Here is a 21,527-nt window from a genome sequence, read left to right as displayed (position 1 = left end):
GGCCAAATCGATCGCTCCAGTAAAGGCAGACGTTCGGTTACCTGAGACCGCTGGCGCCGTTTGTTCCTAATCTGTTTGCCGACGCGTGCTATAGACAATTGGTAGCACCAAAAACTATATTGGAGGCCCATAGTCTGGTGCCGAGTCTAGTCTTGCTCGAGGCCGAAACGGATGCGAAAGGAAATCAGTGACAGCTGCAGCAAGACCGGCAAGTTGGGCCATGTGCCTGAGCGAAATTCCCCAGATGTGCCCCAGCCCCTCCAGAGCTGGGCACTTCTTTGCCGTCCGGGCCGGAAAACCAGCGTGATCGAAAAGTCGGCCCGGCCGCTGATTGGGTTTCTCGGCATTGGCGCCATGGGCCTTCCGATGGCACACCAGATTCATGCCGGCGGCCACCGCGTAAGAACGGTGGACCTAAACCCACGGCAGGTCACCAAGGCCCTAGAACTGGGGATACCATCTTCAACCAGCGCTGACGATATCGCCAACGCTGACGCTTTGTTCGTTGTGGTTGCAACCGGCGAGCAGTTGTTCGCGCTCCTGGATTCCCGATTACTGTCCGGAGCCGGAACCATTAAGACACTTGTGGTGCTGAGCACCGTCGGCGTGGACGCGGTGAAGGACTTTGCGCTGGTGCTGGGCGAACGCGGAATCGGTGTCGTCGACTGCCCGGTAACCGGCGGTGTCACCGGCGCTATCAACGGTCAGTTAAAACTCTTTGCGGCGGGCCACCCGAACGACCTGAAAGCCCTGCGCGGCATCCTGGAAACAATGGGTACGATCCAAGACTGTGGCGGTGCGGCCGGAGATGGTCAGGCCTACAAAATGGTGAATCAATTGTTGGCGGCATCCCATCTCGCTGTTGCCGCGGAAGCTATCGATTTTGCCCGCGCACTTGGACTGGATTCAAGCCGCGTGCTCGAGGCGGTCACTGCGGGCGCTGGAGCATCGTGGATGCTCATCGATAGAGGGCCGCGAATGATACAAGCGGCCGAGCAACGCCCCGTTGAGACTCATTTGTCCATCTTCGTCAAGGACGCAGACCTCGTATTGAGAACTGCAGCAGCTGTTGGATTCAATGCCCGGATCTTTAACACGGTCGGGCAGGAACTCGTCGCCGCAGCCAGCCAGGGCCTTGATGCCGCAGACGATTCCTCGATCGTCGATTTGGACCGAAGCTGTACAGCACCAGAGGCGGCGGCAGACTACTGCTCTGATGGAAGCGAGCGGGAGCCGCTCACGTAGAAACTCCAGACCGCCCTCCCGCGCGGCGGCGTAGACGCGTGACATGTCTCTGGTGCTGACCTTTCAGCCAGCCGGGCCGAAGAGATTGCCGGCCCGGACCCATTATCCATAGTGGGACTCACTTGGACGGTAGTGCGTGCACGCGATCATGCTCGGACTTTCCACGTTGGTCCCCAGGCGGGTGAGGGGATGAGTCCTCTGGCATCCAAGGGTTCGCGCCGTTGTTGCTTTATTCCCCGGCGGGTCAGGCGACGGCCAGAGCCGTGATTTTGCGTGCCGTGATGAGCGGAGACTGGCGGCCCTCGCTTCGCTGGGGTACCAAATGTGGGCTTGACCACACAGTACGGTCATGCCAAACTTGCGAGTGGTAGCACCAAGATTGATCAATGTGGACAATACTGGAGGCCCAATAGTGGAAAGCCGTTCTGCCCGTCCTCGTGGTACTCGGCGGATACCTGTCGGGCGTGGCCGAATAACGGCGACGAGCAGCAGCCTTCTACCCATGAATGCCTGCGGACTTAGTATGCAGTAATTGCACGGCTGCCGCGGTTGTCGGAGCCGGCAGGGCCTTGTGGCTCTCCCTCGTTATTCAAAGGTCCTACAACCAGAGCCGTATTCGAAAAAGGAGTTTCAATGAAAGCGTTCACGGGGTGCACGCTCCCTCACAACAGCCACCAGTCCGGCCTGCCAAACCGGGAACCTCGGGGAAGGGCGCCGGGAGTAGCTGCCCGAAGATTTGACCAGTGGAACCTGCTCATCGGGCTCGAGGTGGAAGTCAGACTCGAACCCGGGCGGGTTATCAGCGGCCGCATCGATGATGCGATGTCGGATGCTTCGGTTGCGTGGCTGGTAGTCGAGGGTTGCGGCAGGCGAATCATCGAAAAGTCACAGGGCCATGAGATCTGGCTGCAGAGCCCAATGCCTGCACGTCAGGACGCAGGAACTTCTGCCTCGCTATGAGCCGCCACTCTTCCCCAAACGGAAACGAAACTTGCCTGATGCCCAAAAGGCCAGCGCGAAAGGTACGAGATGAGCAATAATTCCACCACCGGGCCCACAGTGACAGCGGAGCGACATGGTGACACGTCCCCCCCGATCATGAAGAAAGTCGCCTTTGCGAGCTTTGTCGGCACCGCGATCGAGTACTACGACTTTTTTATCTACGGCACCGCAGCGGCGCTGGTTTTTCCCACAGTCTTCTTCCCGGAGATGACCCCGGCGCTGGCAGCAACGGCTTCATTTGCCACGTTCGCTGTCGCCTTTCTTTCGCGCCCACTGGGTGCCGCAATTTTCGGTCACTTTGGTGATCGTCTGGGGCGGAAGAAAACCCTGGTCGCCACGCTGCTCATCATGGGCCTTTCGACAGTCGCCGTAGGCCTTCTGCCCGGGGCGGCAACGATCGGCATAGCGGCTCCCGTTATTCTGATGAGCCTGCGCCTGCTGCAGGGAGTAGCAGTCGGCGGTGAATGGGCAGGCTCGGCACTGCTGAGTGCAGAGTATGCCCCAGCCAACAAGCGTGGACTCTACGGCATGTTCACCCAATTGGGTGTGGGCGCCGGCCTTGTACTGACGAATGCAGTCTTCCTTGTCGTCAACTTCACCATGGGAGAAAAAAGCGAGGCATTCCTGTCCTGGGGCTGGAGAGTGCCGTTCCTTTTCAGCGCCGTCCTCGTCATCATCGCCCTCTATGTGCGGCTCTCGATCGATGAGACGCCAGTATTCCGTGCTGAGAAAAAGAAGACAGGGCAGGTCAAGGCGCCCATCGCGGAACTGTTTCGCCATCAGAGCGGCAAAGTAGTCTTGGCCGGCGGCTGCATTCTCGCGGCGTACATCTACAGCTTCATGGGCGGAACGTTCCTCCTCGGGTATGCGAGCTCCTCGGTGCATCACCCGCGGACGCTAATCCTGGTAGGCGGTATTCTGGGCGGAGTTGCCCTAATGGCTGTCACTGCCGTCTCTGCCGTTCTCTGCGACAAATACGGACGCCGTCGAATGATGATCCTGGGCTTTAGCCTGGCGTTGCCCTGGTCCTTCATTGTCATACCACTGCTTGACACGGGTTCGCCGTTCCTGTTCTTCCTCGGGGTTATGGGGACATCAGCCGTCATGGGCATCTTTTACGGGCCCTTGGCATCCTTCATTCCTGAGATCTTTGCGACGCGGTACCGTTACACAGGGGCGAGCCTGGCATTCCACGTTAGCGGCATCATCGGGGGCGCCGTCCCGCCACTCATCATCGGCTCCCTGCTCACATCCTACGGAAGCTGGGCTGTCGGAATTATGATGGCGCTTCTGGTACTCCTGAGCTTGCTGAGCACCCTCGCCCTGCCCGAGACGCGGGACGCAGCCTTGGACGAAGTCCACTGAATGCAGCAGGCGGGAGGAGCCTCAACAATCTCCTTCTTGAGATCCGGCTCACGATAACGTACCCTTTTTTTATTAGATCCTGGATCCAGGATCCGGGATATTTCCCTCCCCGACTTTTCCTAACTCCAATGAAGTGGAAGGAAAGAGATTCATATGAGTCTTGTCCAAGAAAGCGAAGCTACTGGCGAACTGCAGCCTGGGGCTCCCGAAGCTGCCGTCGTTGACTGCGACGTTCATCCCGTACTTGAATCAGCCCGCCAGCTCCTGCCCTACCTGGACGACTACTGGCACGATCAGCTCGTCGCCCAGATGGCACCCTCGTACGAACCGAACTATCACCCGGCCGGCTCGGCTATCGCCCAGCGTTCCGACTCCGCCAAGGATGAGAACGGCCGGGCAGCGACCACGGTCGAAAACCTGGTGACGGACGTTTTCGGTGACGGGTTCACCGATTACGCCATTCTCAACTGCCTGTACGCAACGCAGCAGATTCATCAGCCTCGCCGCGAGCAGGCCCATGCGCGGGCCCTCAATGAGTGGATCGCCAACGAATGGCTGTCCAAAGACTCACGTCTCCGCGCATCCATCGTTGTTCCCCTCGGCACACCGGAAGCGGCAGCAGCGGAAATCGATCACTGGGCCAAGGACGACCGGTTCGTACAGGTATTGCTGCTTGGCCAGTCAGAGCTTCTGTACGGCCGCCAGATCAACTGGCCTATCTGGGAAGCAGCAGAACGTGCAGGCCTTCCCGTCGCCATCCACATCGGAGGCGTCTTCAGGCAGCCGCCAACGTCGGTGGGCTGGCCCACCACCCATCTCGAGTGGTACGTCGGACAGACTTCCAACCTGGAGGCACAGATCAGCTCCATCGTGTCCGAAGGCGTCCTGCAGAAATTCCCGAAGACAAAGGTGGTTGTCTCCGAGGTCGGCTTCAACTGGCTGCCAGCCTACATGTGGAAGTTTGACAAGCTCTGGAAGAGCTACAGGCCAGATTTTCCCTGGGTAGATATCCCACCGTCGGAACTTATCCGCAAACATTTTGTGTTCACCACCAGCCCGACCGACGGCGCGGAACTGCCCGGCCAGCTCGATAAGACAGTGGACCGCATGGGCTCTGACCGCATGCTTGTCTACTCCAGCGACTATCCGCATCAGCATGCCTCCGGTCCCCGGAGCATCGAAACGGGCACCAGCGACCCAGCCCTCCTGGATCGGATTTACCGGCAGAACGCGGCCGACCTTTACAACCTAGTCAAACCTGCGAGCCAGGGAGAGGCGAAGTAAAGCCATGACCACTCTCAACACCGACGCCACCACCGAGACCCTGTCGAAGCCCGTCGTGGGGACCGGCATCACCGACGTCGACATTCACCCGCTCCCCAAGATAGGGGCAATCAACGAATACCTTTCCTCTCGGGTTCAGCAGCGGCTGCAGGAATATGGCATGCGTACCACCACCGGGCTTCAGCAGATCAGCGAATACCCCCAAATGTACGGCGGTGCGATGCGCGCGGACGCCTGGCCTGAAGAGGGCTACCCCGGATCCGACCTGGACCTTATCCGGTCCCAGCTTCTGGATCTCTACAACATCGAACTCGGAGTGCTGCAGTGCCTTTCTCCCGGCGGGCAGACACTAAACCCGGCAGCCCAGGCCCTGGATCCGGACCTCGCCGAACCGCTGTGCAGCGCGCTCAACGATTGGCAGATCGAACACCTCGTCCGCCCCGAACCCCGGCTCCGGACCTCCATGACCGTTCCGTTTGAAGCCCCGGATCTGGCCGTGAAGGAAATCGAGCGGATCGGTTCCCATCCCGGCGTGATCTCGCTTCTTGGTCTGAGCAAGACCTATGAGCCCCTGGGCAGCCGCAAGTACTGGCCGATTTTCGAAGCTGCCGTCGCCCAGGGCCTGCCCGTTCAAATCCACCTGTCCCAGGGCGGGGGTCACGCGAACACCGGTACCGGCTGGACCTCATATCACGCCGAGTACCACGTCGCTCACGTGCAGAGTGTCCAGGCCCAGATGCTCAGCCTCATTCTCCGGGGAACTTTTGACCGGTTCCCGGACCTTAAGGTCATGTTTGTCGAAGGCAACATCGCACACTTTGTTCCTCTCGTTCAGCGGTTGGACCACCACTGGAAGACTCTGCGGAGCGAGGTGCCGAACCTTCAGCGCAAACCCTCAGAGTACATTCACGATCACATTTGGGCCTCCACCCAGCCCATCGACGAACCGCAGAACCCCCGCCACCTGCAGGAGATCATCGAGGAGTTCTGCCCCGACAACGTGCTTTTCGCTTCGGACTATCCGCACTTCGACTTTGACTCCCCCGAGTCGGTATTCCCCCCGAGTTTTTCGCCGGAACTGAAGGAGAAAATCTTCAGGACAAACGGGCAGCGGTTCTTCGGCCTGGAAACGAGTGCAAAGTGACTAAATATGCCGTAGCCCGGACAGATGAAATTAAGCCCGGAGGCCGCAAAATCGTGGAACTTGAGGGCCGGTCGATTGGGATTCTGAATGTTGACGGCGAGTATTTTGCGCTCCTCAACCAGTGCCCCCACGCCGGTGCAGAACTCTGCGCCTACGGCACGATTTTCGGCAAGTCCACCGCCGCTCAGCCAGATGCTCCCATCACCTACGAACGCGGCCGCTCGATCCGCTGTCCCTGGCATGCCTGGGAGTTCGACATCCGCACCGGAGAGTCCTGGTACGACCCGCAGAACGCCAAGGTCCGCAAGTACGACGTCGAAGTGTTTCCCGGCTCACCCGAGGACGTGACGAACCCGGAAGAGGGACTGCAAAAGGGCCCATACGTGATGGAGGGCTTCGCCGTCAGCATCGAGGACGAAGTTGTCGTCGTTGACACCAGCCGCCGACGTCCCGGAACCAGGCGGAGGCAGGAAACCGCCGCACCCGCCGTCCTTCAAGCGACCGAAACACAGCTTCCGGCGCCAGCAGAATGATCCAAGGAAGCGGCGTCGGCAGGGTGCATCCCAAGGGAAAACCTGCCGGCGCGGCTTCCGAAAAAACCAAAACCTGACAGGTGAGAACCGTGATTCACGCAATAAAGTCGTTCCCGGAGCATTCAGTGGTGGATGCCCAGATTGTTGACATCGTCAATGAAGCCGATGGGGTCGTGTCATTGCATTTGGCACCCGTGTCCGGCGCGTTCCCCGGCTGGGAACCCGGCGCCCATATCGACCTGAATTTGACGCCTGACCTGGTCCGTCAGTATTCACTTTCCGGGGATCCGGGCGATCGTGACCGCTGGCGGGTCGGGATTCTGCGCGAGCCTGAGAGCCGCGGTGGATCCCAGTTTGTTCATGAAAAGCTGTCCGTGGGCGACAGGATCGAATGCGGCACTCCGCTGAACAACTTCGAACTGGTGGACGCCCAGGAATACCTGTTCATTGCCGGTGGTATCGGTGTAACGCCGATCCTGCCGATGATCGCGAAGTGTGAGGAACGTGGCGCTTCATGGCGGATGGTCTACGGCGGCCGCAATGAAGCGTCGATGGCCTTTACTGCCGAGTTGGAAAAGTATGGTGACAAAGTCACCCTCTGGCCCCAGGACCGGTCGGGGCTGATTGACCTCAAGTCACTGCTCAGCAACCCGAATGAGGGCCTTGCCGTCTATTGCTGCGGCCCAGGCGTCCTGCTCGATGCCGTGGAAGGCTTCTGTGAACAGTGGCCGCCGAACACGGCAACGCTGCACCTGGAAAGGTTCCGGCCCAAAGCGGGCGCCCTTGACGGAAAAAATACGGCCTTCGAGGTTCTCATTGATTCATCCGGCGAGGTATTTACCGTGGAGGCCAACCGCTCGATAGCGGAGACACTTGAAGCCGCAGGTCTTCACGTTCCGACCTCATGCCGGGAAGGTACCTGTGGAACGTGCGAAACGGGAGTTCTGGAAGGAACTCCTGATCACCGTGATTCCTACCTCACGCCCGAAGAAAAGTCCTCGAACGAGGTCATGATGCTGTGCTGCTCCAGGTCATGCAGCAAACGCCTCGTCCTTGACCTGTAAAAACACGGTTGCCTATCCCATTGCATGCCGGGAGAAGGAGCTTCCGTTTAAGCGCCTCCTCAGGCGTACCGCTGCCATCCGAAGGTGCCCATGCTCATTGACGTGTTCCTCAAGGTCCTCCCTCTCTTTTTGGGAATACTTATCGGGTACCTGGCCAGTTACGGACGCAAGTTCCAAGCCAACGCTGAACCGGCCCTCAATGCCTTTGTTTTCTACGTCGCACTCCCCGCCCTCCTCTTTGTCGTCAGCGCCGACGCCGACCTGAGCCAAGGCGTACCCCGGGCATTTCCTGCTCTGGTCCTCGTACCAACCATTGCTTTCTCCTTAATAGCCTTCGGCATATTTTGGCTGACTTCCCGGAGGGACTTGAACGGCAGCGTCGCAGCATCCCTGGCGGCAACATACGGCAACGTCTCATACCTCGGTATTCCGGTGATGCTTGGCATCCTGGGGCCCGCCGGCGGCCTACCGACGGTGCTGGCCCAACTCCTCCATAACCTAATATTCGTGCTTGGGTATCCGCTGGCCCACGAGATGCTTTTCACGTCACGAGAAGCCTCGTCAAGCAAATGGCGGGCAGCCGGTGCAACGATCACAAAAGCGATAGTACGAAGTCCAATCATTTGGGCCATTGCGCTCGGTGTGTCGGTCAGCGTGATTCGGATCGAAGTTTTCCCGCCTCTTATGGACTTCGCACACATGTTGGCCGGAGCCGCAGCCCCCGGCGCGCTCTTCGCTATCGGGCTGACGCTAAGAGGTGCGTTCGCCGTGTTTCGCGCCGGAGAGCTGCGGCTGGCACCGGTCTGGTTGGCATCGACCGGAAAGCTGGTGCTCCTGCCGGCTATTACTGCCGGTGCCGTATTCCTCACTGCACCGGACATGCCTCATTCATGGCTAATCACTCTGGTGCTGATGGCAGGAATGCCGACCTCCGCGACTGCTTTCGTCCTATCACAAGCCAGCGGCGGGGAGGGCAGAACAGTGGCTGCGGTCATCCTCGTTACCAACATTCTGGGCATCCTCACCCTCCCCCTGGCAGCACAGGTATTCACCTAACCGCTGGACCCATCCCCGGGCTATGCGACAAGGGAAGCAGAGCGAGTTGTCCAGACCCGGCCCCTTGCCCACGGATGAACCGCGCCGTCGCGGGAATCGCATCAACAATGAAGCCTAAGTTTGGCCCCTATCCACACCAAGATAAGCGGGCTGGCGCAGCGATTACCCTTCACGACGACCGTGATGATGGGCGTCCGGCGTCGACTGCTGCATCCACGTCAGCAATGCCGCCACCCCGGCGGGCCATGTTGTCAACGGCCATTGAGAATTGCCCGTAGACGGCCAGCATTTCTGCCCGCTGGGCGAGTTCTAGCGATCGACTCTTCTATGTCTGTCAAGCCGCGTTCATCCCTATTGTCGCCGCGCTGAACGCGCGGTAGACGCGGCGGGCCAGATAGCGTTTGATGCAACGACGAATTTCCTTGTCCGTACGACCCTCGGCGCGTCGCTTCTGCACGTACTCGCGGGTTTCGCCGTCATGGGTCATCCTGACGATCGCGACCATGTGCAAGGCACTGTTCAGGGACCGGTCACCACCTCGGTTCAATCGGTGCCGGACAGTGTTCCCGGAGGACGCGGGGATCGGGTTTACCCCAGCCAGGGAGGCAAATGCTGCCTCGTTACGGACCCTGCCTTCGTGCGACCACGCGGCGAGGCACTTCGCAGCGCTGATCGCCCTGAACCCCGTCTCCTCCAGCAACGGCGCGGCCTCGCTGACCTTCACCAGATCGTCCAGCTGGTTCTCGTTGAGCGTGAGTTGCTCGTCCAGCGCCAGGACGTGTTTGGCCAGCCGCACGGCCTCGGCACGGGCGATGGACAAGGAAAGCTCTTCCTCGCGGGTACGCCACTTTGAGACCTCGGTGATCTGGGCGTTTGTGAGCTTCTGGCGGGCATCGATGCCCAGGTCGTTGCCGCGCACAAGTGCGTTGAGCGCGTTGACCGACCGGGTCCGGTCCTTGCTCATCGATCCCCGCGCCGTGACCAGGATCCGCACGCCTTGGCGGACCCCGTCATGAAGGCGTGGTCGGCGCAGCTTGTCCACCGGCAGTGGCAGAACGGCCATGGCGATCCGGTGGGCGTCCAGGGCATCGGACTTGCCCACGCCGCGGCGCTTCTTGGCATCCATGCGCGGCGCCTCGGCGACTGGGAATCCGTGGGTTGCCGCGGTGCCGGCGAGGATCGCGCCGTAGGATGCGGCTCCTTCGATGACCCAGAGGGTGTCGGCGTCGGCGTTGGTGCGGCGTGCGACCCATTTGATGGCCCGATTGATCCCGGCTGCGGTGGTGGGGAATGACTGCGTGTCCAGGAGTCCGCCGTGGGTGGCGTCGAGGATAGCGTAGACGTGGTTTCGGGCGTGCGTGTCGACACCCACGACAAATGGGTGGGCGTGCGCGACGATAGACATGGCGGTCATTGGTACCTTCCTCTTCACGGATGTGATCATGGCCGTCACCGGCCGGCACCAGTCCGGGTCGAGGTCACCAAAGGAACAGCACTGTGAGGGGTCACGCCCCGCAGCGGGCGGACAATCTTCTGATCAAGCTACCGAGGTGGGCAGGACGCGTGCCGGCCGGACCACCCCGATGGACGGACAAGTCGATCGAATGACACCTGGGGTCAGTTGCAACATGAGTCACGTCCACGGGGTGGAGCGGCCGATATTTATCCTGCCAGCCAGTCCCAGACCAGCTACAAACAACTCTCACAGTTGCAACACCCCCGAAAAATCGGGAGTTGCAACACCATGGAATCACTCACAGGAAACAGTTCTTCCTCGACGAAGAAATCGCCTCAAACAGAGAGATCGGTCCGCCCTGCCGGAGCACCCGGGACGCGGCGGCAACAGTCCCATACCGCCGCTCAGAGACAGGAGTTCCTTTCAGCCGTGACGCGGTTAGGAACCGTCGCCAAGGCAGCCAAGGAACTTGGACTCAACAGAAGCACGTGCCAGAAGTGGGCGAACGCGGCCGGGATCAGACGAAAGCGCCAGTACACGCAGGCTGACAAAGACCAGTTCCACGCCGTTCTGGATCGGACCGGCAACATCGCCGGAGCGGCCAGAGAACTGGGGTTGAATACCAGCACCGCGAACACGTGGGCAGGCCGGATAAATCCGGCGCCCACGAAGCCATCGACCAATCGATCGGTGAACGCCGGTCCGGCGCAGCGCTACTCACAGGCGGTGATTGAGGAGTTCCTGGGCGTGCTGCGCGACGTTGGCAGCGTCAGCGTAGCCGCCAGACAGCTCGGCCTGAACCATTCCACATGCTCCAATTGGGCCACCGATGCCGGCCTGGTCTCCGTCAGCCCGCAACGCCCGTCAGAGAAGCAGCTTCACTACCTGCGCCTGCGCCAACAGGGCGTGAATCGAAGGGACGCTGCCCGGGCGGTCGGGGCCAGCAAGCCAAGCTCCTACCACTGGGACCGGAAGCATGCCGCCGGGCCCAGTGACACGGCCGCTCCAGACGGCCATACCCCGGATCTGCCGTATAAACAGGAGGTGAAGACGACTTGCGCGGACCCCCTGGCCACCGCGACGGCCCCGGAGCTGACGACAGCAGCAGCGGCGCCTGTGCCCCTCCCGGTGGCCTTGGAAGCACTGGAACAGCCCATCAGCGCCCGCTACTTGTCCCTGCCGGAGCGCGAGAGAATCGCGGACCAGCTGGCCAAGGGCGGGTCAATCCGGGCTATCGCCCGGGACCTTGGCAGGAACCAGGGATCAATCAGCCGGGAGATCAAACGCAACAGCCACCCGGTACTGGGCTACCTGCCCTATGGAGCCCACCGGGCCGCCACCGCCGCCCGCGCACGGCCCAAGGCCAGTAAGCTGGCAGAACCGGGGAAACTGCACGACTACGTGAAAACCAAGCTGCTTACGCGCTGGTCCCCGCAACAGATTTCCCGCTCGCTGATCAAGGAATTCCCCGATGACCCTGTCATGCGCGTGAGCCACGAAACGATCTATCAGGCCCTCTACCTCCAGGCCCGCGGCGGACTCAAACGCGAGGTCAAGGAGGCGCTGCGAACCGGACGCACCCGCCGCAAGCAGCACAAGAACCCCGAAGAACGGACCAGCCGCTTTCGGGACCCGATGATCAACATTTCCGAACGCCCCGCCGAAATCGAAGACCGCGCAGTCCCGGGCCACTGGGAATCTCAATGTTTCTGTCAAGCCGCTTGAGCGCCGATTCTTGGGATTGGTTCCTGGTAGGGGGTGTGGTCGCGGAGCATGGCCCAGAGGACGTTGATGCGGCGCCGGGCGAGGGCGATGAGGGCCTGTTTATGGGACTTTCCTTCTCCGCGCTTCCGGTCGTAGTAGATTCGCGAGGCCGGGCTGTTTTTCAGGCTGGAGAGGGCGGCGAGGTAACAGGTTCGCAGGAGTCTGCGGTTGAAGCGACGCGGCCGGTGCAGATTTCCGCTGATCCGTCCGGAATCACGTGGGACCGGGGCCAGGCCCGCGACGCTGGCGAGCCGGTCGACGGATTCGAACGCGTCCAGGTTGCCGCCAATGCTCGCGAGGAAAGTCGCTGCAAGAACGGGCCCGAAACCGGGCATGCTCAGCAGAACATCGGCGCTGTCGTGCTGCCGGAACAGCTCGGTGATTTGGGCGTCGACGTCGTCGATTTCTGCATCGAGAGTGCTGATCTGCTCGGCCAGCCGGGCGACCAGGGCAGAGCCTGTGGTCTGGGTTGGGAGGACGGTGTGCTGGGAGTTCGCGGCTATTAGGGCTTTCTCGGCCATCTTGGCACTGTTCCGGCAGCCGCGCTTCTTCAGCCAGCCGGTGAGCCGGGTCAGGCCTGTCCGCCGGATGCCCTCGGGGGTCTGGTAGCGACCGAGAAGGATGAGGGGCGCTTTCTTTGAGTAATCGAACGCACGCTCGAGCGCAGGGAAGTACTCCAGCAGAGTGGCACGGAGCCGGTTGATCGCCCTGACACGGTCGCAGATCAGATCCGTGCGGCGGGCGGTCAGGAGCCGCAGGTCCACGCTTATCTGGTCCGCGCCGCGAACGGGTTGGAGGTCGGTGCGCATCCGCGCTTGGTCAGCGATGATCCGAGCGTCTTTCGCGTCGGTCTTGCCATCCCCGCGGTAAGTTGCTGCGGCGTGATGCACGATCCGTCCGGGGATATAGAGCAGCTTCTGTGCATGCGCTGCCAACAACTCAATCAGCAGCGCGGCGCCGCCGGCGTTCAGATCAGTGGCCCAACAGACTTCACCGCCGGCCGCAATGTCAGCAATCGTGGCTATGAGCTCGAGGAGCACGGTCTCGTCGTTTTCGACCCGTTTCGAGAGCAGTACCGTTCCCGTTTGATCGATCACGACGCAATGATGGGCTCTTTTGCCCGAGTCGATTCCTACCCAGATTGCCGGCATATCTTAGGTCCCTTCGATCAGCTCCAATTTCCGTTGGCCCTGTCGATAACCACGCCGGCACGTCCTTACCCAACGATCAATGTCGTAAGTCTCAATCAGCGGTCGAGTCATCGGCGGGCAGCGGGCGGCCATTCCCAGTGAGCCGTCCAAGCGGCAGGGCGATCTCTGCCATGCCCGCCGCCCGAGGGTGATCGAAACACTACGACAGCTCCGAAATCACCCACAACAACACCGTAAGGAGGGTGATTTAATAACCGGCACGCAGAACCAGTCCGCGATCGCAACTCTCGTGGAACGCACCACGCGCTATGTGATGCTGGTGCACCTACCGGTGGACCACACCGCGGAATCAGTCCGAGACGGGCTGATCAAGACCATGGGAACCCTGCCCTCGCACCTGCGCGGATCCCTCACTTGGGACCAAGGCGCCGAAATGGCTAAGCACGGCGCGTTCAGCCTCGCCACCGACATGGACGTCTACTTCTGCGACCCTGCCAGCCCATGGCAGCGAGGGTCCAACGAAAACACCAACGGACTGCTACGCCAATACTTCCCCAAAGGCACCGACCTGAGCGTCTACGGGCCCGAGGACCTCGAACACGTCGCTCAAGAACTCAACGCACGACCACGCGAAACACTCGCCTGGGACACACCCGCCGAGCGTCTTCGTGATTTACTGATAGCCAGCTGACCTCGGGTGTTGCATCGACCCCTGGAATCCGCCTCAGCGGGCAATTCCATGGCCATCTACGGGCAGTTTTTCATGGCCGCTAACACCATGTTCTGCGGACAGCTCCCTTGTGGTGTGGCGGGGGTCGGGGCAGGGCCGACGGCTGTGCAGCTTCCTGACTTTCCCGCTCTCTCGGCCTCAGCTTCAGTTGCTGGTCACTTCACTGCAGGATCAGGATTGCCCGATAACAAGGTTCGGCAGGGAACAGCCGCACGCCCATCCGCAGGTGAAGCTGACCGCACGCGCCAGCTGCGTGAGTGGCGATCCGGCCCAGTTCGACACCAGCCGAGCGGTCCCCGAGACCGGCTGGAGGCGTTTTGAAGCGAAAATGCCGGGTGCTGCATCCCGGCCATGGCACGGCTGAAAAGGCGGACCCGCTCGGCATGGGATGCTGCCGTAACGGTGACACAGTGAACGGGATTCGCGGCCGATCTGCCCGCAGAGCTGTAGGCATTCCATGTCGCGAAGCACAGATCAGAGCCACACCTGAGCGGCAGGCGAGCCGCGAAGATGTATCAAGCACGACATCGTTGCGTTACACGATTCCACCGAGAGCACCTGAGGTGATTTTGTCACCGAGATCAAGCCAAGCACTGCAAGCTAGATCCGCGGATTCTCGCCAGGCGGAACCGTCCACCGGTGCGAGCTTGAATTCGAAAAGCACCACGACTTGTGGCTTGCTCAGCGCGCTCCCGGGCCATGGATTCTCCCGCGAGCTGGCTGTCACCGCATTGCGATAACCCTTCTCCAACCACTCCGGCGGCCACGCATGGATAAAAGTGGCCCCCGGAAGTCAGGACTGAACATCTCAGTCCTGACTTCCGGGGAGCACTTTATTTGGTGGCCGTCTCTGGCCCGGGGGGCGGACGCCGGCTCAAGGTGAGGGGCATCAGTCGGGATCCCTTTGGCTGGATTCCCCCTGGGCGGACCGCATAATACGACGCCCGAGGTGAGGATGCTGACTAATTAGCCAGCAATTGCGGATGACGGACAGACAGCACGACCTACTGGCAGGCTGTCTGTGGTGGCTGCCTGCCAGGTCGCCCAGCTCCCTGCCTCAGACTTTCTGACTCGCTGCCTCGTCAGCTTCCGCGACCAGGGCCAACGCGTCCTCGATGGCGCCGGCAGCTCCGGCCAGCACTCCCGCTGCGGCTGCACCGTCAAGGGCCTGATGGTCGAAGGTCAAGGACAGGGGAAGCTGTGGAGGGCTTCCCGGGAAGGCGGTGTGAACGGAGCCGATGCCCAGGATGCCAACCTCGGGGGCGTTAAGTACAGGTGTGAACCAGTGGATGCCGAGGCCGCCCAAATTGGATACCGTGAAGGTTCCGCCCGTCATGTCGTCCGCCGTGATCTTTCCGGTCTTGGCGAGCGTGACCAGTTCTTTGCTACGTCGTGCGAGTTGGGGCAGGCTCAGAGCATTCGCACCGTGAATGACCGGGACAAGGAGAGCCTTGCCCGTGTCAACGGCGAATCCCAGATTGACAGTGGCATGGCGTTCTATCCCGTCCGGGCTGAAACGGGCGTTGATTTCCGGGTGGTTCGCCAGTACCCGCGACATGCAGAACATGATGATGTCATTGACCGTGGGACTTGCGGTGTCCGGGTCATCCGTGTTCCGGGTCTTGAGATCTGAACGAAGGGAAAGTACCTGTGTTGCGTCGGCGTATCGGGTGAGTGTTACCTGCGCCGTCTCCTGGAGAGAGGCCCGCATTCGTTGGGCGGTGATCTTGCGGGCGCCCCGGATTTTGATGATCTCCGGGGTCGTAGTCTCGGTGTCTTGCACTATGTATCGCTCCCTACGCTACCGGCAGGGCCGGCTCCTGCATCGGTTCGTTCTGTTGTCGACTTTATGGATGTAATGTCCGCAGCAAAATGCCGGTCCCGCCAGGACTCCTGATCCGGGCTGTGCGCCACTCACGGGTTGTGGCGCACAGCCCGGACGTCGGGGCTGGTGCTGCTGTCCGTGAGCCCTGATTCAGACCAGTTGCTTCTTGTGGTCCGCGACCGTTGCCAGCGCCTCAGCCACGATGTCCTGGGCGGAGGGAACCACGGCGCTTTCGAGCTCTTCGGAGTAGGGGATCGGGGCGCGGGCCGCACCAAGGCGCCGCGGCGCCGCGTCGAGTTCCCCCCAGCATTCCTGCACGGTGTTGCTGATGAATTCGCCTCCCCACCCGAAATCGCGGACGGCTTCATGCACGACCAGAAGGTGCCGGGTCTTGCGGACTGAGGTGAAGACGGTGTCCATGTCAAAGGGGTACAGGGTCCGCGGATCGATGATTTCCACCTCGACGCCTTGGGCGCTGAGAACGTCCGCGGCTTCAAGAGCCCGCTTGGTCATCAGCTGGGTGGCGACGATGGTGAGATCTTTGCCCTCACGCGCTACCCGGGCTTTGCCCAGGGGGATGAGTTCTTTGGTCACCGGGCCTTTGTCATAGTACAGAGCCTTGTGCTCCAGGAAGATGGTCGGGTTGTTGCTCTTGATGGCGCTGCGCAGCAAGCCATAGGCGTCGTTCGCCGTTCCGGGGACGACCACCTCGAGCCCGGGGATATGGGCATAGAGCGTTTCCAGCGACTGCGAATGCTGTGCGGCTTTACCGATGCCGGATCCGCCGTTGCTTCGAACCACAAGCGGCGTAGAGAACTGTCCGCCGAACATGTACCGCGATTTGGCCGCCTGGTTGATCAGGCCGTCTGCTCCAAGCAGCATGAAGTCGGAGTACATGATCTCCACAATGGTCCTGGTGCCGGCCATAGCGGCCCCGGCACCAGCGGAGATCAGAGCTTCTTCGCTGATCGGGGTGTCACGGACGCGTTCCTTGCCGAATACTTCCGCCATTTTTCGGGTCACGCCGTAAATGCCGCCGCCGGTACCCCACGTCGTGAGGTCCTCACCCATAATGATCGTGGACGGGTCCTCGGTGAACTCATCGTGTAGTGCAGCGTTGAGCGCACGCCAGATGGTCAACTGCTGAGCTGGCTTATTCATCGGTTGTCCTCGCTGACTTGAGTGAAGGCTGACGTGACGTCGGGGTAAGGTGAGGCCTTGGCGAACGCCTCGGCAGTGTCGACTGCTGAGACGGCGGAGGCGGCTATAGCCTGCAGTTCCGCCTCATCCAGGACCTTGGACTCCAACAGCTTCTTGGCAAGCCGCGCGATCGGGTCACGGCCTTTCCATTGCTCCACCTGCTCGGCGGTCCGGTAGATTTCCGTGTCACCGGCCATGTGGCCCAGGTACCGGTACGTGTCGGCGACAATGAACGTCGGCCCTTGACCCGTGCGGGCGCGATGGACGGCTGCTGCGGCGGCGTTGCTGACAGCTTCGACATCCATGCCGTCAACGTCGACAGATGGCACGCCGTAGGCTTCGCCGCGTCGGCGCAGCTCCGGTTGGGCTACCATCTCCTCCAAGGTGGCGGATTGCGCGAAGTGGTTGTTTTCGCACACAAACACCACGGGAAGATTCCAGATGGCGGCAAGATTAAATGCTTCGGCCAGCACGCCCTGATTTGTGGCGCCGTCACCAAAATAGGCAACGGCTACATTGTCGGTTCCCTGGGACTGCGCCGCGAGAGCGGCACCGGTGGCGAGCCCGATGCCGGCTCCGACAATGCCATTGGTGCCCAAGAGGCCCAGCTCCTTGACTCCAATGTGCATGGAGCCGCCTTTGCCGCCGCAGTATCCGTCGCGACGGCCCAGGATCTCTGCAAGGGTCCGTCCCGCGTCCGCCCCCTTGGCCAGGCAATGCGCGTGCCCCCGATGGTTGCTGGCGACGCTGTCGGAGTCCCGCAGGACACGGGATACACCCACGGCCACGGCTTCCATGCCAACGGAAGGGTGCGTGGAGCCCCTGATAAGGCCCTCCTCGGAATAGCCCGGCAGACGGGACTCGAATTCCCGGATTGTGCTCATCAATTCCAGTGCCGCTGGTCCGTCGTTGCGCAGGTCGAACACTTCAGTTGCCGTCAGTTCAATAGTCATCGTCAATTCACCCTCGCGATAACCATCTCGGGCTCGACAACGTCGCCCTCAGCGGCGACATACGAGATAGTTCCGCTGGCAGGCGATAAGACCTCGACCTGAACCTTGGAGGTCTCGAGCTCTGCAATGGCCTGGCCTTCAGTAACCTCGCTGCCGTCCTCGACGAGCCATTCGCTCAGGTCGGCTTCGGTTTCGGTTCCCAGGAGCTCCTGGCCCACTGTGACATCCACAATAGAATCCTTTCGTTGGTGTTTCCCTAAACAATCATGGTAGTACCAAGACGAGTCTGTCAATGGCCTGCCTGAAATAGGGTGTGAGGGGAAATTTCTGCCCCGCACAGTAAGTGGGGGAGGGGTCCGTCAGTGCCGGCGGACGTTTACGCAGGCCGGGCAGAGCACTTATAAGGGGTGTGGCGACCGCACGCGGGCGCCCCCCTGGCATGGGCGATGCGGGCTTTCCACGCATAGTCAGCGCGGAATTAAAACGACTCTGACAGGGCGGTGCGTGGTGATTTCAAGCCTGGCTGGTGGCGGCGAACAGGCCTCTTTGGAAGCTCCCGACTGCAGGGACGATCCCCGAAAGCCTTTGCCGATGCTGCAGCAGCGGTCTGCGAATGAGATGGTGGCCCATGCTGCAGGATCCCAGGCAGTCGGCTGCTGACCTCGTCAGCACCCGTGGCGGACGGCTTCCGTTCACGGGGGAAGCCTGAATGTCGCCGGGCGGTTTCGGCCGGAACGTCGCTCCACGAGGTGAGCTTTCAATTCTCCGAGCTGGCGAAACTCCTACTTCCGGGAGGTGAGGTCCCGCCCGAGTTCCCCAGGCTGCTTCTCATCCTGCCGACTGATGGAGGAGAGCACTCCCTATTCGGTCCCCGATATGAACTTGGCAAGCTGAGCCGAACCATTCTCCAGGTGCTGCCTCAGTCGCTTTTCAGCGAGGTCGGCATCACCGGCGAAAATAGCAGCCGCGATCATCTGGTGTTCATCCCAGGCGATCGCCGCAACGTCCGGCATGGTCAGCATCCGGAACATGGCCCGTTCAACGACGGACCAGACGGGGACTACAACCTTTTGGAACTGGTTGTTACCGGTAGCGGCCATGATCGACATGTGGAATTCCCGATCGACTTCCAGCAGCTGTGCGGCATCGTAGCCGGCCACCTTGCCCTGGTGCTTATCGAGAACGTGCTGGATCTGCGCTATCCCGTCCTCAGGACGAAAGGTTGCCACATGACGCACAGCCTGGGACTCCAGCGCTTGCCGGATCTCATAAACGTCAGTCACATCCTTTGCTGACAGAGGGCGCACCGCCACCCCGCCTGCGGGGAGCCGCTCGAGAAGCCCCTCAGCGACCAACTCGCTGATGGCTGCGCGAACAGGCATGCGGCTCACCCCGAGTTGGCTGGCGACCTGCTCCTGGTTCAATCGGGTTCCCGAGGGAAGCTCGTCACGGGCAACAGCCAAGCGCAACCGGTCACGCACCAAACGCACCAACGTGGACGCGTCCCGGGCCGGAATTTCTGCCAGAGCAGGAGATGTAGTCAAGCTAAGATCTGAATTCTGCACTGCATCGCCCAATGACATTTCTACTTCCTTCATCGCAAACGGCTTCCTTGATACCACCTGACCAGGTTCAGCACTTCGTTAACCCATTCTACGGGGGATCCGGGATCCTGCTTCTGGACGCGGCGGGACCAGAAGGGCACGTCCCCCCTACAGGTCAGTGTCCAACGGCTGCCGTTAGACCTCCGTCAACTGGCAGGCATACGCCGTTAACGTATTTCGACTCGTCCGAGGCCAGGAACAGCGCCGCCTGTGCCACGTCCCACGAGGTGCCCATTTTTCCGGTCGGGCTGAGAGCGTGACGGGCCTCCAGCATTTCTTCCACGGAACTGTAGTTCCCGGCGATCTGCTTGTACATCATCGGGGTTTCAATGAAGCCAGGGGCCACAGCGTTAGCGCGAATTCCCTTGCTTGCGTATTCCAGGGCGAGATTGACAGTGAACTGGATCATTCCTCCCTTGGTTGCCGAATAGCTCGGGTAGTTGTATCCCAGGTAACGCATACCGCCCACGGATGCGATATTAACGATGCTGCCGTGGCCTTGTTCAAGGAATAACGGCAGCACATGCTTCGTCGTGATGAAAGCACTGGTGAGGTTGACCCGCATTACCAAGTCCCACTCCTCCAGGCTCATCTCGATGGGCCCGCCCATTCTGGCGATGCCGACGTTATTGTGCAACACATTCGGCTTGCCGACCGCAGCGACACATTCTCGAACAGAGGCCTCGACAGCTTCGCTGTCTGATACATCAGCGACCGCGCCGCCAAAGGAAATCGGCAGGTCCTTCAGATCCCGGTACTCCGCCAGTTTTCCGAGGGCCCCGGCAACGGCGGCATCGGACGCATCGACGACGAAAACATTTGCCCCTGCTTCTGCATAGGTCAACGCTGCAGCGAGCCCGTTGTTAATCTCGCCGCCGACCGATCCGCCCCCGAAGATGATGACCGTCTTCCCTGCCATACGTTCTGCCATTACGTCTCCTTTGTCGTTTCTGCTGTTACTGATGACGGTTACTTCGCGAACCCATGCAACTGAGCTGGCCCGCGCAATCCCCGCCTTAAGCCGAATCCGTGGATCCTGGATCCATCATCTACATTTTGGTATCACCAAGCAGGCGGTGTCAAGAGACAGGGCGGGGGTGTACAAGTACCATTGGAGCCTATAGACGGATGCCGACCTCGTTTGGTATCGCCAAGGGCATCTTGGACGCCCACAAGGATGGGAGCAAAGTGGAAGACGATCTTCTCGCAAGGCTGTTGACCCTGATGGACAAAGCGGGGCCCGATCAGCGAATACCCTCCGAACGGGAGCTGGTGGCCCTTTGGGGGACGTCACGCACAGCCTTGCGTCACCGGCTCAGGATGTTGGAAGCCATGGGTGCTTTGGAGCGAAGGGGCGCTGCCGGGACGTACACGCGGACGGTCAAGCCAGGGGATGTGGCAGCAGCATTGAAGATCGGCTTGCACTCGTCCACCCTCTCGTCGGCATCAGCATTCCAGCCTGTACGGGTCGCTCTGGAGCGCCAAGCCGTCAAGATGGCCGCCGAAGACTTCAAACCTGTGCCTGTCGCCCACGCAGAGGAAGCAGTCATGCGGATGGAAAAGTCCTCCGACCCGGACGACCTTTATGCCGCTGACCTGGCCTTCCACCAAGCTATCTTCCAGGCTTCCGGGGACCCTGCCCTGATGTTCTTCTCCTCCGCGGTAGGTGACCTTATTGCCGGCTCAGTGAGTGCCCGACGCGCGCGAATGCTCCGCCTGGCGAATGACGTGGATGAAATGCGCTTGCTCCACCGGGAGATTCTTGAAGCAGTCAAAGCGAAGGATCCAGCCATGGCAATGGCTGCCATGGACCGTCACTTCGAGCGGATCGATTCTTTGGATGTGGAGGAAGAAGCCTCTGAGGTCACAGGAGATCGCGACGCCAAAGTGTCCTAGCCGCTGCACCGCCCCTCTGCTTTCCGGACTCAGACTAGTGCAGGCCACCACGGTGGTGGGGACCGTAGAAACTTTTGGCTGCGGGAGTGGTGAGCAGCACATCGGACAGCAAGACCCCTGTTCCTGTCGGATCGGCAGAATCAGGGGTCTTGCCGCGTTGCGGCTAGGGTCGGCGCCTTATGGGCTCCTTTGACGGTCGGCGGGCTGGATGTGTCCGCTCTCCCGCACTTTCGGGTATTTTGCTTGTGGCGTAGG

General features: G+C 60.9%; 17 protein-coding genes and 1 pseudogene. 10 read left to right on the top strand and 8 right to left on the bottom strand.

Annotated elements, in window-relative coordinates:
- Window positions 1–171 precede the first annotated feature (171 nt).
- From ABIE00_RS23335 to ABIE00_RS23305, 7 genes are all read left to right on the top strand, one after another.
- Complete coding sequence (locus tag ABIE00_RS23335; protein ID WP_354262995.1) at window positions 172–1,245, top strand: NAD(P)-dependent oxidoreductase; 1,074 nt, start codon at window positions 172–174, stop codon at window positions 1,243–1,245.
- Between the two features lie 1,029 nt (window positions 1,246–2,274).
- On the top strand, window positions 2,275–3,612 hold the full coding sequence (locus ABIE00_RS23330; RefSeq protein ID WP_354262994.1) for an MFS transporter: 1,338 nt from the start codon (window positions 2,275–2,277) through the stop codon (window positions 3,610–3,612).
- A 153-nt stretch (window positions 3,613–3,765) separates the two neighbouring features.
- A complete protein-coding gene (locus tag ABIE00_RS23325; protein WP_354262993.1) occupies window positions 3,766–4,896 on the top strand; it encodes an amidohydrolase family protein in 1,131 nt (376 codons plus the stop codon).
- 4 nt (window positions 4,897–4,900) lie between these two features.
- Window positions 4,901–6,040, top strand: coding sequence for an amidohydrolase family protein (locus tag ABIE00_RS23320; protein WP_354262992.1), 1,140 nt, complete (start codon window positions 4,901–4,903; stop codon window positions 6,038–6,040).
- Window positions 6,037–6,573, top strand: coding sequence for a Rieske (2Fe-2S) protein (locus ABIE00_RS23315; RefSeq protein ID WP_354262991.1), 537 nt, complete (start codon window positions 6,037–6,039; stop codon window positions 6,571–6,573). The genes ABIE00_RS23320 and ABIE00_RS23315 overlap by 4 nt, the downstream gene beginning before the upstream one ends.
- A 128-nt stretch (window positions 6,574–6,701) precedes the next feature.
- On the top strand, window positions 6,702–7,637 hold the full coding sequence (locus tag ABIE00_RS23310) for a PDR/VanB family oxidoreductase (protein ID WP_354262990.1): 936 nt from the start codon (window positions 6,702–6,704) through the stop codon (window positions 7,635–7,637).
- 90 nt (window positions 7,638–7,727) lie between these two features.
- Window positions 7,728–8,693 (top strand): AEC family transporter, encoded by a 966-nt coding sequence (locus tag ABIE00_RS23305; protein ID WP_354262989.1) that lies wholly within the window; start codon window positions 7,728–7,730, stop codon window positions 8,691–8,693.
- Between the two features lie 334 nt (window positions 8,694–9,027).
- Here the strand turns inward: ABIE00_RS23305 and ABIE00_RS23300 are convergent, their stop codons facing one another.
- Window positions 9,028–10,107 carry an IS110 family RNA-guided transposase gene (locus ABIE00_RS23300; RefSeq protein WP_354255506.1) on the bottom strand — a complete coding sequence of 360 codons (1,080 nt, stop codon included), beginning with the start codon at window positions 10,105–10,107 and terminating at the stop codon, window positions 9,028–9,030.
- A 471-nt stretch (window positions 10,108–10,578) separates the two neighbouring features.
- Between ABIE00_RS23300 and ABIE00_RS26005 the strand changes: the two genes are divergently transcribed.
- Window positions 10,579–11,874 carry an IS30 family transposase gene (locus tag ABIE00_RS26005; RefSeq protein ID WP_502914260.1) on the top strand — a complete coding sequence of 432 codons (1,296 nt, stop codon included), beginning with the start codon at window positions 10,579–10,581 and terminating at the stop codon, window positions 11,872–11,874.
- Here ABIE00_RS26005 and ABIE00_RS23290 read toward each other — a convergent pair.
- The gene (locus ABIE00_RS23290) at window positions 11,862–13,064 is read right to left on the bottom strand and encodes an IS110 family RNA-guided transposase (RefSeq protein WP_354255535.1); all 1,203 of its coding nucleotides are present in this window, start codon (window positions 13,062–13,064) and stop codon (window positions 11,862–11,864) included. The genes ABIE00_RS26005 and ABIE00_RS23290 overlap by 13 nt on opposite strands.
- A 238-nt stretch (window positions 13,065–13,302) precedes the next feature.
- Between ABIE00_RS23290 and ABIE00_RS23285 the strand changes: the two are divergent.
- A pseudogene (locus tag ABIE00_RS23285) lies at window positions 13,303–13,755 on the top strand (IS30 family transposase); the annotation flags it as partial.
- A 1,096-nt stretch (window positions 13,756–14,851) separates the two neighbouring features.
- Here ABIE00_RS23285 and ABIE00_RS23280 read toward each other — a convergent pair.
- From ABIE00_RS23280 to ABIE00_RS23255, 6 genes are all read right to left on the bottom strand, one after another.
- Window positions 14,852–15,577 (bottom strand): 2-oxo acid dehydrogenase subunit E2, encoded by a 726-nt coding sequence (locus ABIE00_RS23280; protein ID WP_354262988.1) that lies wholly within the window; start codon window positions 15,575–15,577, stop codon window positions 14,852–14,854.
- A gap of 192 nt (window positions 15,578–15,769) precedes the next feature.
- Window positions 15,770–16,780: an alpha-ketoacid dehydrogenase subunit beta gene (locus tag ABIE00_RS23275; protein WP_354262987.1), complete on the bottom strand. Its 1,011-nt coding sequence runs from the start codon at window positions 16,778–16,780 to the stop codon at window positions 15,770–15,772.
- Window positions 16,777–17,772 (bottom strand): thiamine pyrophosphate-dependent dehydrogenase E1 component subunit alpha, encoded by a 996-nt coding sequence (locus ABIE00_RS23270; protein WP_354262986.1) that lies wholly within the window; start codon window positions 17,770–17,772, stop codon window positions 16,777–16,779. Before ABIE00_RS23270 ends, ABIE00_RS23275 begins: the two co-directional genes overlap by 4 nt.
- Before the next feature lie 2 nt (window positions 17,773–17,774).
- Window positions 17,775–18,002, bottom strand: coding sequence for a lipoyl domain-containing protein (locus ABIE00_RS23265; protein WP_354262985.1), 228 nt, complete (start codon window positions 18,000–18,002; stop codon window positions 17,775–17,777).
- A gap of 630 nt (window positions 18,003–18,632) precedes the next feature.
- On the bottom strand, window positions 18,633–19,370 hold the full coding sequence (locus ABIE00_RS23260; RefSeq protein ID WP_354262984.1) for a GntR family transcriptional regulator: 738 nt from the start codon (window positions 19,368–19,370) through the stop codon (window positions 18,633–18,635).
- A 121-nt stretch (window positions 19,371–19,491) separates the two neighbouring features.
- Window positions 19,492–20,307, bottom strand: a complete 816-nt coding sequence (locus tag ABIE00_RS23255; protein WP_354262983.1) for an SDR family NAD(P)-dependent oxidoreductase — start codon at window positions 20,305–20,307, stop codon at window positions 19,492–19,494.
- A gap of 257 nt (window positions 20,308–20,564) precedes the next feature.
- Here ABIE00_RS23255 and ABIE00_RS23250 point away from each other — a divergent pair, with 257 nt between their 5' ends.
- Window positions 20,565–21,272 carry a FadR/GntR family transcriptional regulator gene (locus tag ABIE00_RS23250; RefSeq protein ID WP_354262982.1) on the top strand — a complete coding sequence of 236 codons (708 nt, stop codon included), beginning with the start codon at window positions 20,565–20,567 and terminating at the stop codon, window positions 21,270–21,272.
- Window positions 21,273–21,527 lie beyond the last annotated feature (255 nt).

Origin of the sequence: Arthrobacter sp. OAP107 (assembly GCF_040546765.1) — a bacterium.
In the GTDB taxonomy this organism is placed as follows: domain Bacteria; phylum Actinomycetota; class Actinomycetes; order Actinomycetales; family Micrococcaceae; genus Arthrobacter.
The sequence above is the reverse complement of the archived record's forward strand: the minus strand, read 5'-3'. Positions and strand labels throughout refer to the sequence as shown.

Bases quoted from the DNA above. Each gene is read 5' to 3' on its own strand.
- ABIE00_RS23325 (WP_354262993.1), top strand. From the start codon at position 3,766: ATGAGTCTTGTCCAAGAAAGCGAAGCTACTGGCGAACTGCAGCCTGGG.
- ABIE00_RS23290 (WP_354255535.1), bottom strand. From the start codon at position 13,064: ATGCCGGCAATCTGGGTAGGAATCGACTCGGGCAAAAGAGCCCATCAT.
- ABIE00_RS23260 (WP_354262984.1), bottom strand. From the start codon at position 19,370: ATGAAGGAAGTAGAAATGTCATTGGGCGATGCAGTGCAGAATTCAGAT.
- ABIE00_RS23300 (WP_354255506.1), bottom strand. From the start codon at position 10,107: ATGACCGCCATGTCTATCGTCGCGCACGCCCACCCATTTGTCGTGGGT.
- ABIE00_RS23305 (WP_354262989.1), top strand. From the start codon at position 7,728: ATGCTCATTGACGTGTTCCTCAAGGTCCTCCCTCTCTTTTTGGGAATA.
- ABIE00_RS23255 (WP_354262983.1), bottom strand. From the start codon at position 20,307: ATGGCAGAACGTATGGCAGGGAAGACGGTCATCATCTTCGGGGGCGGA.
- ABIE00_RS23330 (WP_354262994.1), top strand. From the start codon at position 2,275: ATGAGCAATAATTCCACCACCGGGCCCACAGTGACAGCGGAGCGACAT.
- ABIE00_RS23335 (WP_354262995.1), top strand. From the start codon at position 172: ATGCGAAAGGAAATCAGTGACAGCTGCAGCAAGACCGGCAAGTTGGGC.
- ABIE00_RS23270 (WP_354262986.1), bottom strand. From the start codon at position 17,772: ATGACTATTGAACTGACGGCAACTGAAGTGTTCGACCTGCGCAACGAC.
- ABIE00_RS23275 (WP_354262987.1), bottom strand. From the start codon at position 16,780: ATGAATAAGCCAGCTCAGCAGTTGACCATCTGGCGTGCGCTCAACGCT.
- ABIE00_RS23320 (WP_354262992.1), top strand. From the start codon at position 4,901: ATGACCACTCTCAACACCGACGCCACCACCGAGACCCTGTCGAAGCCC.